14 protein-coding genes are annotated in these 15,824 nt (G+C 40.4%); 2 read left to right on the top strand and 12 right to left on the bottom strand.

Going from position 1 to position 15,824, the window contains the following annotated elements; translation table 11 throughout:
• Positions 1-56: 56 nt before the first annotated feature.
• The 9 genes from V202x_RS00810 to V202x_RS00770 all read right to left on the bottom strand — a co-directional run bounded on the left by V202x_RS00810 (position 57) and on the right by V202x_RS00770 (position 7,645).
• Positions 57-509, bottom strand: a complete 453-nt coding sequence (locus V202x_RS00810) for a hypothetical protein (protein ID WP_145170315.1) — start codon at positions 507-509, stop codon at positions 57-59.
• On the bottom strand, positions 509-850 hold the full coding sequence (locus V202x_RS00805; RefSeq protein WP_145170312.1) for a hypothetical protein: 342 nt from the start codon (positions 848-850) through the stop codon (positions 509-511). Before V202x_RS00805 ends, V202x_RS00810 begins: the two co-directional genes overlap by 1 nt.
• Positions 850-1,512, bottom strand: a complete 663-nt coding sequence (locus V202x_RS00800; RefSeq protein WP_145170310.1) for a phage head-tail connector protein — start codon at positions 1,510-1,512, stop codon at positions 850-852. The genes V202x_RS00805 and V202x_RS00800 overlap by 1 nt, the downstream gene beginning before the upstream one ends.
• A 91-nt stretch (positions 1,513-1,603) precedes the next feature.
• The gene (locus tag V202x_RS00795; RefSeq protein WP_144979964.1) at positions 1,604-1,807 is read right to left on the bottom strand and encodes a hypothetical protein; all 204 of its coding nucleotides are present in this window, start codon (positions 1,805-1,807) and stop codon (positions 1,604-1,606) included.
• 44 nt (positions 1,808-1,851) lie between these two features.
• Positions 1,852-2,364 (bottom strand): hypothetical protein, encoded by a 513-nt coding sequence (locus tag V202x_RS00790; protein ID WP_145170308.1) that lies wholly within the window; start codon positions 2,362-2,364, stop codon positions 1,852-1,854.
• Between the two features lie 82 nt (positions 2,365-2,446).
• Positions 2,447-3,718 carry a phage major capsid protein gene (locus tag V202x_RS00785; protein ID WP_145170306.1) on the bottom strand — a complete coding sequence of 424 codons (1,272 nt, stop codon included), beginning with the start codon at positions 3,716-3,718 and terminating at the stop codon, positions 2,447-2,449.
• Positions 3,719-3,829: 111 nt separating this feature from the next.
• A complete protein-coding gene (locus V202x_RS00780) occupies positions 3,830-4,840 on the bottom strand; it encodes a hypothetical protein (RefSeq protein ID WP_145170304.1) in 1,011 nt (336 codons plus the stop codon).
• Between the two features lie 578 nt (positions 4,841-5,418).
• Positions 5,419-6,132, bottom strand: coding sequence for a YkgJ family cysteine cluster protein (locus tag V202x_RS00775; RefSeq protein WP_145170302.1), 714 nt, complete (start codon positions 6,130-6,132; stop codon positions 5,419-5,421).
• Positions 6,133-6,343: 211 nt separating this feature from the next.
• A complete protein-coding gene (locus V202x_RS00770; protein WP_145170300.1) occupies positions 6,344-7,645 on the bottom strand; it encodes a PLP-dependent aminotransferase family protein in 1,302 nt (433 codons plus the stop codon).
• Positions 7,646-8,022: 377 nt separating this feature from the next.
• On the opposite strand from V202x_RS00770, the gene V202x_RS00765 reads away from it, so the two are divergent.
• Positions 8,023-9,648 (top strand): sodium:solute symporter family transporter, encoded by a 1,626-nt coding sequence (locus V202x_RS00765; RefSeq protein WP_232098751.1) that lies wholly within the window; start codon positions 8,023-8,025, stop codon positions 9,646-9,648.
• A gap of 6 nt (positions 9,649-9,654) precedes the next feature.
• Here the strand turns inward: V202x_RS00765 and V202x_RS00760 are convergent, their stop codons facing one another.
• Both V202x_RS00760 and V202x_RS00755 read right to left on the bottom strand, forming a co-directional pair.
• A complete protein-coding gene (locus tag V202x_RS00760) occupies positions 9,655-11,112 on the bottom strand; it encodes a phage portal protein (protein WP_145170298.1) in 1,458 nt (485 codons plus the stop codon).
• 61 nt (positions 11,113-11,173) lie between these two features.
• Positions 11,174-12,871 carry a hypothetical protein gene (locus V202x_RS00755; RefSeq protein ID WP_145170296.1) on the bottom strand — a complete coding sequence of 566 codons (1,698 nt, stop codon included), beginning with the start codon at positions 12,869-12,871 and terminating at the stop codon, positions 11,174-11,176.
• A 489-nt stretch (positions 12,872-13,360) separates the two neighbouring features.
• Here V202x_RS00755 and V202x_RS00750 point away from each other — a divergent pair, with 489 nt between their 5' ends.
• A complete protein-coding gene (locus V202x_RS00750; RefSeq protein WP_145170294.1) occupies positions 13,361-14,218 on the top strand; it encodes an alpha/beta hydrolase in 858 nt (285 codons plus the stop codon).
• Positions 14,219-14,246: 28 nt separating this feature from the next.
• On the opposite strand, the gene asnS is transcribed toward V202x_RS00750, so the two are convergent.
• Positions 14,247-15,638 carry an asparagine--tRNA ligase gene (gene asnS, locus V202x_RS00745; RefSeq protein WP_145170292.1) on the bottom strand — a complete coding sequence of 464 codons (1,392 nt, stop codon included), beginning with the start codon at positions 15,636-15,638 and terminating at the stop codon, positions 14,247-14,249.
• Between the last annotated feature and the right edge of the window lie 186 nt (positions 15,639-15,824).

Below are 15,824 nucleotides of genomic sequence, written 5' to 3'. Positions count from 1 at the left end.
ACCGAAATGACGGACACTTCATATGTTGAGATTTCCTGTTTTTCTTCTTTATTCATTTATCTCGTCTCCCAGCTAATAAACCACAGGGTCATACCTGCATGATATTCTCCCACTTGAAACCAGTCCTGATCGACCACAGCACCCGGAGCAACAAAACTATTTACGATGGAATTTACACCTGCTAACCGTGGTGTGCGGAACCTATTCATTATCTGTTCGTACCAAGTCAGGTACTTATCTCGATTAATTGATTGATTCTGATTATCGTTATCCACCATAAAAACCCCGATCGGGTATTCGATTTGATCTCGTAAATTCGTACCTTCTTGTGGGTTTATTTTTGGCACCCCCATCGGAGTAATTAAAATTGCCGGAAAGTCATTACTTGTAAAATCCCTGGTAGTCGGTACCTTCTGTAAATATATGTGACTATCCGGTATATCTGTCAGATTGAGAGCCCGAATCTCGGCTTGTACTGTCGTCAGAATATTCTCAAGAATCGCAGGCATTATTTTTCTCTCCGACAAATACAGCGCCAATGAGTTCGCAATCTGACGCGCGTAATGGACATCACGATCCAGACCACACTATCTGAGTCCGTGATCGTGTCACCTGTCTCAATCTCTTTTCCCGCCAACAACACATCGGGGATGTTCCATACGATCCCTTCCGGAGCAGTTAAAACAAGCCCTTTCGCAACATCGTCCCGCGTGATATCTCTTTGCCAGGCATGTGAAATCGATTGAGTCTGTAAAACATCGTTATTCACACCTCGTTTGGTGGTGAGTGTCACTGGCTCTGTTCCCGGCATTTTCAAATACAGATTTTCTAACTCTTTTGCTGTCACCATCAGATCACAATCCTCTTATATCGAGCCAGTGATGTTTTGACTGAATCTAATGCTTGTACTTCATCTTCTCCATTTGCAAGTCTGTATGAGTAGTCCTCAATGTTCTCTGACTGTAATCGTCCTGCTTTACTACGGGACTCAAGCATGGAGATAACAAGTTTGTTTGCCGCAAACTGAATATCTGTAGGTACAACAGACCAACCCGCTATGTATGAGACTTTAATATTACCGATTCCTATTCCGGGAGCATTGGAAAGCTGTCCGTGTTGTCGATAACGAGGCCGAAACCAGGTCTTACCAATACGATAGAGAATGCCACTCTTACTTATTGCGGTCACACTGATTTCGTCCTTTTTTAACACAAAGTCGGTCCCCTGGGTCAAAGCTGTAGACGCGGGGAAAGCATCCATGCCATCCCCATAATAACCATCTCGATCTTCGTGAACCGAAATGATCTCTTGGACGGGTGCTTGGTTTAAGATAAGAGCCTGATTACCTGTCCCATTATAAAATTCAGTATAAGTCTCCTGTTCAACATCTCGCTGAAGATATCCTTTGATAATGGCATCAGCCTGAGGTATCAACAAATCGATCACGTTATCGAGTGAAGTATCATCGACGCCAATCATTGTTTTGATGTTCGCCCTAGAAGTGAGTGCCATCTTCAATCAGTTTCTCCATACGAGTTCTAACTATCGCTTACGATGTGAACCAATTCTTAATAATCAAAGCTTGGTCTGGATTATTTTTTGTTTATTTTTTTTCACCGCTATCTGATGATGTTTTTACTTTATCAATATTTTGATAGAAGGCTTTTGCAAGTTCGTAAGATCTTCTTACGTAGTGCGATGCATCAAAACCATGCTGTGCTGTGGTACACATTCGGAGGAATATCTGTTCTGCCATCGAATTAATTTGTGCTGTTTTTCCTGATTGTTTTATTCTCTGATTCATCATATTGATTCCTGATAAAAAAATGGGGAACAGAAAATACAACTGTTCTACGTGAGGGCCGACTGTTTGATTTCATTTACATAACCTGCTCCTTGTAAAATGTAAAATCCTGCTCCCAACTGTGAGTTCAGGCCAACATCAGCAACATTGAATGAAACAAACGTGTAACCGTTTTCTGAATCTAAGTCTTCAGCGAGAACTTCAATGACAATCATGGCTTCATTTTCTGCGCCATCGACGGTAGTAGTGTCATAACTATCCGATTCCGATTGTTCTACTAAAGTAAATTGCCCAACTGCATCGATTCCCGTTGCCCCAACTTTATGCCGTATGCGCGTAAAATTGAGCGCCTTCGAATTACCAGAAGATGCGGCATCGTGCTGTTGTGCGGAAATCACGGGATCATCACCTGCAGTTCCAATCGAAGCCAATAAAACAAAAACACATCGATCATAGTTCTGTAAATTTACTCGATCCCCTGTATTTGCTGCCGCTGATAAATCAGCGGGCATCAAAGCAGGTATGATATCGTGACTTTCGAGGAATTCTTTATTGAACATAGGATAATCTCCTTCTCATTTTTGAGTTAAACTTCTGGGAAGAAAAAATAAAGCGCGAATAGCTGCTCTCCGCTATTGGTCACTATGCACGGGTAGCCAGAGTGACAAAACTAGACTGAGTGGCAGTGCCTTTATAAGGTGTTATTGGTTGAGTTTCCCAAGGTTTTCCATCAATACGCATGATGAAACGTAAAGCTAACTGATCAGTAAGAAACTCTACATGCATTGACTCTGCCTGTTCGATTCCCCCCTTACTGATAGTGATATAATCATCGAGACTAGCTAGTAGAATATCACCTTCTGTCCCTAATGTTTCGTTAAATTCCGTTGGAATCACTGGACGCCCCATCAAAGTTGCATAGGGAGCACCTGACAAACCTGTTGGTGGCATATAAACTAATTGCCCACCAGCTGTAGATACTCCCAAACTCATTTGATGAAGTTGCGGTTCTGTGTCCTGGTTAATAAACCAGGCTGCATTTAGTCTCGAAGAAGCTTTTAGTCTACTCCACATATTCAGGACATTTTCAGCTACAATCGTATTGGCTGCTTGGCCTGCTTCTTTTGGAACTGTTACACGTGCCGCTGACTGCATAACCCCTAAAGGTTTCCCCACTCCGTTTCCATTAAAGATCGACTCACCCAAAGTAAACTCTATTTCTTCAGTCACTTTTTTATTGACATAGGATTCGAGTGCCATTCCATTGTCATTTATTAATTCTTCAGTCAAATAAACTAACACTGCTAATTTATGTAGTTTTAGTGTCGCTTCGCCTAGTTTCGGTGAATTTCCTGTTAGTGGATCACCTTCTCCAACCCAATAAGCACGTAAACCGCCAGCGCGTGATCCATTGGCACGACTGGTTTCAGAATCAGTCGGGAATGTCATATTATTCCCAGCCACTTGATAATGGTCTGTCCGGCTGAAAATGTCATTCTGATAGATGCGAGTCAATATCTCCTGATGAAATTCTGGTAAAACAGAGATACCTCCATCAGCGCCTACAATTTCTGACATACCTTGAATCGCCTTACACATGCCCCAAGATTTTTTTGTCTTCGCAATCACTTCACTTCGGTCCTTAAAACCACAACGAATAAATTCTCCAAAAGAGTTGAATTGAGAAAAAGGCTTATACCCAGTTGGAAAAGTTCGGAAGTTTTTAACGTGGGATTTACTTAATAAAAATTGAGGTGTGTGATTATCTTCGGCTTCCCAGTAACTGGTAAGTCTGCCCTGTGTATCATGATGAATTCCACTCATATCAGGGCTGTTTAACTGGTCGACACTTTTCACTAAATCTTCGATGTTTGATGACAAAGACTTTACTTTCTCTTCTAGTAACTCAGACATAAAATATTCTTTCTAAAAATAGAACTTGATATTTCGATAGACCTACGATTTGTCCAGCGACTTTGGAATTTTCTAGTTAGAGCTCTGAGAATAACCCGTAATGATTTTCATTCAAGCAGGTAGTAGATCAGATATCTTCTGTTGAAGTTCCTCTACGGCATGCGTAAGTTTTTCAACATTTTGTTCGAGCATTTTTTCATCGTGAGAGAATTGACTGCACGGAATTGGATTTAACTGCTTTAAAATGTCAGTCAAAATTTGGCGCTGAGGAAGAGTTAAATTTCTTGCTTGAGATAGCTTTTCTAAACGAATAAAATCATTTGAATCAAAAGGTACCGCGTTTGTGTCTTTAGTCTTAAGAATGGAATTTTTGTTAGGACTAACTTGATCTATCTGTTGATCTTCTTTTATCCCTACTTCACGAGTTTCTTGAAGTGAATCATTATCAGAGTGTGTCCACCCCGGTATTGTCAGAGATTTCGTCGGAGGAAGGACAGCTTTGAGAGATTTTAGAAGTGTGTCCGAAATTTTTTTCCCTTCAATTGTCCCTTGATTTAGAGTTCGTGCAATCGCATCAGGATTTACACCCAGCGCCCCCCAAGACCACTCAATCAATTCCCATTCTTCAAGTACAATTCCGATTCCATCATTCGATGTTTTTCTGGTGAATGATTTAATTGGAACAGCGCGAACTGATGTTGCCCTAACTAGCCCTTCAGCAATGAGATGAAAAATCTGTAAAGACTCTAAGCTTTTATCAGTAAAGTAGGACGTTGCTGTAATCTGATCCTCTTCAACTGTCAAAGCTATTTTTCCATCAGGATGCTGGCATTTGGCAATGGGACGAGTTATCTCTCCCAAACCATGTTCCCAAAGCACAACTGGATTTTTACTGAAATTTTCGAGGTGTACTCCCTTTGGTACGATAATATCACCTTCACGATCCTCTCGTGAGGTATTGATGGTTGCACGTGCAGACATTAACCGTTCATCAATCATCGGTTGTGACTGGCATGTCAAAGAAAGATCAGACGACTTTTCAGCAACTCTAGAAAAAGTACCGAATTTTTTTGTTCGGTTTTTGAGAATGTCCTGAAGCGAATCTGTTGTTTTTGTTTTCACTTTTTACCCCTGAAGGAAACATTTAATGTTTGTGACAGGGCAGTGTTTTAAGATTCGGCACATACAGGTCAAGCTGATTGGAAATTATTTTCTACGTTTTAATACTTGAAGTACTGCAGATTTTTTCATCATCAAGCATCGGCCACTTAGTGGCAATGAAAGCATAGCATGCACATAATTCAGGAATTGATTTATTAGACCATATAATCTAAAGAGTGAGCTAGAAATCCCAGACTCATATGCCTGAATCTCAGAAAGCCCTCGGAGTAGCGGTATGATAAAGCGTATCGTAAGAAAATGGATTTCTGGGATTTCAAGTCTGAAAGACTTATTTAGAAATTTAATACTCTTGTAAGCAAGTATTATCAGGAATGTGGCAATTTATCTATTGTACTTTACATTGCAATAGATTGTCACCAAGTCTGAAATAGAATTTTCATACCCTACCTATCAAACTTTGAATCAGAAAACTCAATAGGAATCGATAAGAAACAATACGTCTAAATCAAGCTTTTTTAGCACAATGCTGTAATTCATAACTACAAGAATAGAATTGAATTTCTCTATTGGCCCCTTGATTAAGCCGCTTTGCGAAATTTTCCAGAGTCCTGATCCGTATGTGGTTCTTTTTCTTCGATTTCATGTGGAATCGGCTCAGAGTGATTTTTTGATTCTGAAGAAATTCGATTTGAATAGATGATGTCAATAAACTCTGGGAAATTATTCCATTCCCCCGGATCTTGATTCCAAATCGCTGCAATTTTTTTAAAGAAAGTCATTTCATATTGAGCGATTACTAAACTCTGAATTGTATCATTCGGTTCTAAATCTGAAGCACTCCACTGTCGCGGACATAAGTCGTAAGCTGGTTCACCATCGCGTCCATTACTTGGAATCTCGTAAAGAATTGCCAGCTCATTCGAATCGTTTAGTTTTGCAGGAAAACTGCGACAAGTATGCGGACGATCGCCATAAATACTACAACGTCCCAGCCCTTTGGGGTATTCTTCATCTGGAAGACACTCCATTAGAAAACGGCACTTTGTAGTTCCTGGGAATGAGTGACTGGGAACATGCTTTAAACAGACCACGAAAGGAATTGTAGGATCGTCTGCAAAGAAGAAATGTGGCGCAAGATTTCTAGAAATTAGTCCCTCTGAATCTTCCCACCTACAGGCAAAGTCCCAGAAAGACTTATTCTGATGATGAGTAAATCGATGAATGTCTGCACCAGAAATAGGAACTGCGAATGATCGGCAACATCCTGAATGGCACGAATCACAAATGCCCATTACGATTCTTACTATGAGAGGGAAGACAGTCGTTATTGTTTGGCGATTTAAAACTTAGATCGGCGACCAGAAATCAGCCTTTCTTTATTGGAAAATCGTACCACCAAACCCTACCTGCCCTATCGTCACAATCGCCAAACTCTCTTTAATCGATTCTTCAAATACGAAGCATTCTATATGTTGGGTCTGACACATATCGATCTAACCTTTATTAAATGAAAGATTTAACCGCCTTTGCCAGTCTCTTCATTCCTTCTTGAATTCCTTCGTGGTTTTGTACACCAAATGTAAGACGCATATGATTTTTTTGAATGGGAGGCTGCTTATCAAAGTCCAGTTTTTGATCGGTTGCGTAACACAATTCTCCCGGCACATACATAACTTTATCCTCGTGAATTGCTTTTTGAAACAAGGGGCTAGCAAAGCCTGTTTCGATATTGTTTGGCAATGTCATCCAAACATACAGTCCTCCATTAGGATGAACCCAACGAACGCCTGGTATGTTCGAGAAATATGTGTCAGCAGCCTCTAACATGTAATTCCTTTTCTCACGGTATACTTCTCTTAAATGTTTCACGTGCTCGTAGTAAAAATTTTCGCGCAAGGCAGTAGCAAGAACTTGTTGACTCATATTCGTAGAACCAAAATCATCGTTTCCTTTTTTATCACAAATCGCGGCACAGACTTCTTTTGGAGCAACCCCAAACCCAACTCTTAACCCTGGAGAAAAACTTTTGGAAAATGTTTGAGTCAGAATTACTGTTTCACCAGTGGAATCAAAACTTCTGATGCTGGGTACTACAGGTCCGTCATAACAAAGTTCACGGTAAGCCAAGTCTTCTAAGATGAAAATTTTCTGTTGCTTTGACCATGATTGCGCGATTTCTACAACCTGTCCGCGACGATCTTGAGAAAGCGAAATACCAGATGGATTTTCATAATCACTCACCAGATAGATCATCTTAACTTTCTCTAATTGCCCTTGAGACTCTAGTATGCCGAGGGTCGATTCAAGTGAATCCATACGCATTCCAAATTCATCAGTTTCAATTGATACAATTCTTGCACCTAATCCTTGTAAGACTCCTAAAAATACAAAATATGTAGGAGCAGCAACCAGACAAATATCACCTGGATCAAGTAGTACTTCACCAAGCAGTGATAAATACTGCTGAGAACCAGTCGTTACGATAATATTGTCAACCGTCATACCTAATTCTCTGGCTGACTTTTCCTCTAAATTAGATACATGTGAAAGTAGCAGGGACCTTAATGATAACGAGCCGGCAGTAGTGCCATACTGCAATGCTGCTCTAGCAGTCTTTGGATTGGAAAAAAGGTGATCGAACGATTTTTTGGTCAGTTCAACCGGTAGACTATTCTGATCAACTAGTCCAGCGGCTAAGGATAGGACGCCTGGATTTTCTACGCCTTGTTGCATCAGAAAACTGATCGGTAAGTCGTGACTCCATGCCCTTTTTTTACTGAAGCGAATTTTACTATTCATCGGCATGATATTTACAATCTTTCAAATCTCGAATGGAACGGACATTTACTTTGACCATCTAATCATATGATCGAGCTTGGACTTATCACAGACTTTGATTCATTGTGAATGACACATTATATAAAATTGAGTTCGATTTACTTTTTCCAAAAAATTCGAGATCACAACACGTTCCTAGATAATTGCCTTACTAGAAATCAAAGCACTTCAAACAAGAATCTTGATCATATTATAGTTATGTTGAACATGAATGATTTTGTTTTCTCTAACTTTGGAACAACAGAATTGAAATCATGATCTGAAGCGAGCATACTGGATGTAACTTTCAGTCATAAACACCGGCATATGTCTCTATTGATGAAAACAAAGCAGGAAACAGTATTTTGAAATCGATACTATTCTATTTTTCTCTGTTAGTCTTTCTTTTTTTACTTACTCCTCTGTCAGCGGCGGAATCATCACCCTCACTTCATCCTGAACCTCTCACCCTGAATAAAGGATTGCATTACATAGATTGGATCATCATTGCATTTTACGCAGTCTCAACGATTTTTTTGGGATGGCATTTTAGTAGAGGTCAAAATGACACTTCCGAATATTTCGTAGGAAGCGGCCAAATGAACCCGGTTTTGATTGGTGTCTCTTTATTCGCCACACTACTCAGCACAATAACGTATCTCTCTACTCCTGGAGAAATCCTCGGTAAAGGGCCAGTGTATCTAGTCAAAGATTTAGCTATGCCCTTCATCTTTATCATCGTAGGATTTGTAATGTTGCCAGTTTATATGAAACAGCGTGTAACAAGCGCCTACGAACTTCTGGAAGAAAAATTGGGATTGGGTATTCGCCTGCTCGGAGCGATTATGTTCATTTGCCTTCGTTTAGTATGGATGTCACTATTAGTCTATTTAACTGCTAGTGCAATTACCACTATGCTTAACGTGGGCGAAGAATGGATCCCGTTCATCGTATTAGGAACGGGTTCTGTTGCCATCATTTATACATCTTTAGGTGGGATACGGGCCGTGGTAATCACCGATGTAATCCAGACGATTCTCTTATTTGGAGGTGCATGGTTAGTAATTGCAACGATATCTTACCACTTGGGTGGTATTAGCTGGTTTCCGACAGAGTGGGATACGAATTGGGATACACAACCTTTTATTAGTTTTGATCCATCAACCCGTATTACCTATGTCGGTACGTTTATGTCTGTTTTAATCTGGTATATAGCTACTTCATGCGGGGACCAGGTTTCTGTACAACGATTTATGTCTACGAAAGATGCAAAAACAGCTCGAAAGTCATTAGCGATTCAGTTAATTGTGTCGGTAGTTGTATCAATCACATTAGCACTAGTTGGATTTGCATTATTAGGATATTTCAAAGAATTTCCTCATGAGATCCCAGCGGGCATAGACCTTAAAAAAGACGCCGATAAATTCTTTCCACATTTTATTGCATATCATCTCCCGGTAGGAGTTTCTGGCTGCGTCGTGTCTGCCATGTTTGCGGCCGCTATGTCAAGCATTGATTCTGGAGTTAACTCAATTACCGCTGTTGTAATGACAGACTTTCTAGACCGTTTTGGTCGAACACCCAAAACAGAAAAAGGGCATGTTCTTACTGCAAGATTTCTTGCATTAGGTATAGGAGCGTTCGTTGTGCTAGCAAGTTCAGTAATGGGAGAAATACCAGGAAATATTACTGCTGTCACAAATAAAACAGCAAATTTGTTAACAACCCCAATCTTCTGTTTATTCTTTTTTGCTCTATTCATTCCCTTTGCCAGACCGATGGGCGTTCTGATAGGTGCAATACTTGGAACGACAACCGCTGTTTTGATTGCTTTTTCTGGACCAATTTTTGTTCCCAATTTTAATTCGAATGACTTAGACCCAATTAGTTTTCAATGGATTCCCACTGCAGCAGTCACGGTGAACATTGCAAGTGGTTGTCTCGTAAGTTATTTGATTGCCTGTGCTGAAAAAAGTCCAACTCGAACATGAAAAGTTTTATTTGTGTGAGCACCTGACAAAACGATTTAGCGATTGCAGCTTCGATGAATTTTCAAAAGCTTTACTTGCTGGTAAAGTAGGAAGACTGGAGCCATTTGATTCCTGTTCCTCAGAGGAAATCGGTTGTTTTGATTCTTGCATTACTAATTGATCTCCTCCTCGTTCCGATCCTAGAGGAGGTAATCCTCTAATCGCGCGTAATTCATCCACTTTTATTATTTGTGCGCGTATATCTGTTGCCAGACGCTTTTCGAGTATATCAGGATCATCTATGTGAGCTGCTTCTATTTCAATCGTCAAATTCTCACCAAATTGGGGGGCTAAATGCTCTGTATCGTCTTCCGCTAACAGGTCCAGAATTGGCTGTACGGTAAGGGAAATAAATTGCTTTAAACTAGCATAAAAAGCGGCATAACTTCCTCCATCTGAAATACCAGCGGCTATCCCTGGTACACCATGTAAAGCAAGGATAGCATCTCTGAATTGAAGAAACGACTCATTATAATCCATGTCTTTGGGAGTTGCTGTCAATGAAACGACCTGTTCGCCTGTTGTAAATATCGCTTTACCAGTATTTTCAGTACCACCATATTTTTGCTCAAACATAGCAGCTGCTGCTTCGAGTTCCTCTCGAGTTGGATTCATTTCTTTACCACATGTAACAACAATTGAAGGATCAGCCCCATTACTCATCTGGGACCAGCGAGCTGCATCAATTTGATTTGCTGAATCAATCCATTTAGCACCAGCACTTACAGGAGATTGACCATCGTCCTTGTAAACAGGATGTGGCCAGCGAGTAATTTGTAACTGTGCAAGAGGAATAATTTTTCCAGCGATCTGGTGAAGAGTTCCAGATCCTAAAAACTTGCCACCATGAGCTGCATGATTGTAACGCAATGAGGAAGGTTGTATTTTATATCCTCCTTCTGGCAAATCCTCAGTTGGAGAAACCGGTGAAGCAATGGCTGTGGGAATCACATATCGTTGGACGGTTTTACCAAATTTATTAGGCACATTCCATACGATACTTGTACCTGTAAGCTGTAACTGTAAAACACGCTCATAACGAAAAGATGCTCCCGATTGAGTTGGGTTAGGGCGTTTTAAGATCGAACATAAACTATGATTGTTTGGTAGTGGAATTGAGTCTCCGTTTTCTCCTGCATATAAACTCTTTATTTGAATATATTCAAATTCCTTTTGAGCTCGTTGTTTCATTCTTTTTTGTTTTGACCCGTTTAACGAATCATCATAAACAAAGACAGATGCTTGCATTGCCTGAAGACAAATCGCTTTAATTGCGACGAAAGTCCAACCGATAAATTGTTCTGATTCCTGACGATGGTCAGTACTCCATGATCCAGGTTGTCCTGACCCAAGAGCCGTTTGAAGTGCTACAGCAAAACGATTGGATTTAAAAAGCGTGGCGAGCTGCCGAAAAGGGTTCCACATGATTTGGTCATTCCTATTCCATCGAAATATGTTGATTGATCTTGAGTCTCAAATAACATTATTATGCAACAATCAATCGACGCCGTCGCTGATCTCTCAAAGCGTATAAGCAGTATACGACTGCATCGGCGCGATCCGGTGATCTCCCTAATATCTCACGCAAGGTTTTTCCCATATAATTTTCATCAGCCCCACGGCGATCCTTGGGAGTAATGTAGTATTTTTCTCCATCATGGCCTGAATATATTTTTATTGGAGCAATTAGCTCTGCTCGTAAAGTTTGGATATCCGGTAAACTAAACGGGATCATGCGAAAGTCACCCGCTGGGTCAAGACGTCTTCCAGTTTCACCATAGAGTTCTGCCCGTTTATTTGCATATTTTTGCGGATCAAGAGCACTTGTTGCATTTCCGTGAACTTCGATCACATGCACATTAAGCCTCTTTAATGGATCTCCGACAGCATTGCCATATCCGCCTCCCCAGTCTATGGCAATGGGAACATGCCCTTGCTTCAAATCGATTCCGTAAGAAAATGCAGTCTCTAAAACCCACCACATAGTTTGCTGAGTATCAGAAAACTGACATTCATGTATTGCGCGAATTCCATTACGCCCCCCTACAGCCAATACTGAAGTATCTCCATATTTCGAAGCTGCTACATCGAGACCAAATCCTTCCACAGGTAAGATACGCTCCAATAATTTCAATGCTGACTCATGTCGATCCCGATTAGCACGTATCCATAGATGATGCCAGCGATTCCATAATTTTGTAGGTGCGACGAGCCAATCTGGTATAATAATCTGCCTATTGGGATCCTGATCAGGAAACTTACCAAGTGCATAAACATTCCGAATCAGTGGATCAGCATCGTTTAGTAATGCTATGAATTCATCGTAGCATGTCTGTCCCGGAATAATTTGCTGGCATTGATTAAAATGTTCTTTCGAAATTGGAGCACCGTGCGGATAGAACGTACCCGCAATTTTGATTCCACCTATCGGTGAAACCGGTTGCTCAAGGCACTTTTGTTTTACGTTAGTACAATCCCAACCGCTGACTGTTATGCAACGTGTTTTACCATACTGATCAACAATCGTCTGCGTTTTGTCAGGACTTTCGATTGGAAATGAATCCCGAAACGTACCAGCTAGTGTAGATGGATTTGAGAGTGCTAGAAATTTTTTCGCCTGGGTATTTGCTAACTTGTATTTATCTTCAAGATTTGGTGCTGTCGCTTCATCAAACCAAAAAAAGACATGTGGTGAATGAGATCCACGAAATCCTTCAATATGCTTTGGATTCGCCAGAGAAATAGAATGTTGCTTGTTATCATACACTCCCGAAACTAAAAGATTTCCTGGAGGCTTAAATGACATTTGACGCCACCACTTATCGACTTCACCGAAGGCAATCTTCTGTGCCATTTTCATGGAATCGCGCGTAATGATTATTTTCGCATCATTCCAAATATGGTAATAAATGCAACAGGCAATCCCAGCGGCAGCTCCTTTTCCGCAGCCTGTGTTTCCTTTAACAAATACCCGACGAATCGTTGGATTAAATAACGACTCAAGAATATCCCACTGCCAATCATCTAAATGAACTGTCGGCCACTGAAGCTTGACAAATGGACGAATGTTTCCAAGACGTGCCTGTTTAATTACCGTATTCAGTTCCGCCTTAATTATTTTCTGAGTTCGAAATCTCTGTTCTCGTCCAATAGTGATTAGTGAGGTTGTTGTAGATGGATTCAAACTCAGCACCATTCAGTTCTGCGTCGAATTTAAAAAAATTCTTCTGTATCCTTTTGCTGGAAAATTTTCTCAGAACTTATTTTTAATTCGAACTCTTGCCCTTACAATCGCTTTGATTTTCGAAACCCAGCTCAAGAAGCCAAAATAGTATCTTTGTAGTCGGCATCTTCCAGTCAAGATAAACAAAAACTACATATTTGAGTTTACTAGCTGCACCAAATACTTAGATTCAAAATTTTTCGTGAATTAAGAATGACCATGTCAAATCACGGAATGCCACAGGGATTTGTTGACAACAGAGCTTTCTTGATGATCAATTTGTACTTGATTTTTCTGATAACATCGTATCAGAATGAAGTAGTAAACTTATTCATTCAGAAATACCCTATGGTTGAACAAGGTTTACTCAACCCCACCCTCCGGTATTACTAACTCATAGCATAGTTTTGTTGAAAGAAAAAAATCGTTACACGATCTGGGAGATATCTTATGAGGTTTGTTTTCACTGTTATGATGCTTGTTTCTATTTTGATATCAGCACGAACTTCTATTGCAAATGAAAATGTGAAAATTACTCCAGACGTCGTCTATGGCCATAAGTTCGGAATGGCACTCACTTTTGATGTTTTTCAACCACCAAAGGAGGCTAATGGAGCAGGTATTCTATTTATGGTAAGTGGAGGCTGGTATTCTAGATGGACTGACCCAAACGACATGCTGGATAGGTTTAAGCCACTTCTTGATGAAGGGTTTACAGTGTTTTCTGTCAGACATGGAAGCAGTCCCAAATTCGTAATCCCAGAAGTGGTTAAAGATGTTCGACGGAGTGTCCGATTTATCCGACTGCATGCTAAAGATTATGGGGTGAACCCTAATAGGTTAGGTGTTTGGGGTGGAAGTGCCGGCGGTCATTTATCACTTGTCCTAGGAACAACTTCTGACGAAGGAAGTCCGAAAGAAAAAGATGAGGTATTGCGAAGTAGCGATCGCGTGGCTGCTGTAGTTGCATACTATCCTCCTACAGATTTAAGGGAATTTGTTGACGAGAAGTCCCCTTATTATCACCGTTTTCCCGCTCTACAGTTTAATACCGACCTCGCAGATGATTTTTCTCCAGTACTACATGTAACACAAGATGATCCCCCAACATTATTAATTCATGGAGACCAGGACAAACTCGTTCCAATTAGTCACAGCGAGAAAATCATGAAACAATTTAATGAGCAAAAAGTTAAAGCAGAGCTGTTGATTATCAAAGATGCAGCTCATGGATTTCGAGGAGAAGATAAAAACCGAGCGAATCAAGCTGTTGTGAAATGGTTCAAACGCTATTTATTGAAATCATGACAAAGAGTCATACTATTTCTGCTTTTCATTAAAACTCTGCATTTTTGGGAGTTCTTGGAAATGGTATGCAATCACGAATATTAGTCATCGATGTAATTAACTGTATCAGACGTTCAAACCCTAGTCCAAATCCCGAATGAGGGACAGTTCCATATTTGCGTAAGTCAGTGTACCACCAATAATCATCCGGATTTAATTTCCCCTCTTTCATGCGATCAATCAGCACATCATAACGTTCTTCACGCTGGCTTCCACCGATAATTTCACCAACCCCCGGAACAAGCACATCCATGGCACATACTGTTTTGTCATCGTCATTACATCTCATATAAAACGGTTTGATTGTTCTTGGATAATTATAAACAATGACTGGTTGTTTAAAATGTTCTTCAGTTAAAAATCGCTCATGTTCGGATTGCATGTCGCTTCCCCAATCAATGGGAAAATCAAATTTCTTACCACTGGATTTAACGATTTCAATCGCCTCTGTATAAGGAACGCGTATGAACTCATTTTCTGTAATGTTTCTCAATGTCTCAAGGGTCGTTTTGTCAATCCGCTGATTGAAGAATTCCATGTCCTCTGAACAGTTTTCAAGAACATCCCCAATCACAGTCCTGACAAAGCTTTCTGCTAAAGCCATATTATCATTTAGATCGTAGAAGGGCATTTCAGGTTCAACCATCCAAAATTCAGCTAAGTGGCGGGATGTATTTGAATTTTCTGCGCGAAATGTGGGGCCGAACGTATAACATTCTCCAACCGATGTGGCAAATATCTCAGCCTCTAATTGCCCACTAACCGTTAATGATGCAGGCTTTCCAAAAAAGTCCTGTGAAAAATCAATCTTTGTTTGAATTTGCGCGAGGTGTTCCAAATTCAAGGTTGTGACCTGAAACATCTCACCAGCTCCCTCACAATCACTGGTAGTAATGATGGGAGTTTGAATATAAAGAAATTCTCGCGTCTGAAAAAAACGGTGAATTGCCGCAGCAACTTCGTTGCGAACACGTGTAATCGCTCCGAATGTATTCGTTCGAGGACGTAAATGTGCAATATCTCTCAGAAACTCAAAACTGTGTCTTTTTTTCTGTAGCGGGTAAGATTCGGAGTCTGCAGTACCATACAACTGAAAAGATTCTGCATGTAATTCAACCCGTTGCTTTTGCCCAGGTGATTCATTCACTTTTCCACTCACAGTGATGCTGGCACCTGTTGTGACATCTTTGATTGTGGACTCATAATCGGAAACATTCTGGTCAATCACGATTTGTAAATTGGCCATGCAGCTACCATCGTTTAATTCAACAAATGAAAAACCACTCTTGGAATCACGACGAGTTCGCACCCAACCGCACACCTTAATCGTTTCTCCTGGCTGAGATGCGCTTAAAGCTGATTTTATTTTTGTACGAACCATTAAAAGGAACTTTCCCGTTTTGAGATCAGAGTACAGAACACTAACTTAACTGTAGATTAAACTCTATTTAAGAAATTTTTACTTGAATGAAAACGCCATTGATTATGAAAAAGATTTTCTTTTGTAATGTGCAACATTGATTCTGTAAACTGTAATCGTGCAAACATGCTAAACACCATAAAATAA

Source organism: Gimesia aquarii (genome assembly GCF_007748175.1).
GTDB lineage: Bacteria > Planctomycetota > Planctomycetia > Planctomycetales > Planctomycetaceae > Gimesia > Gimesia aquarii_A.
This window is presented reverse-complemented; position numbering and strand designations above follow the sequence as displayed.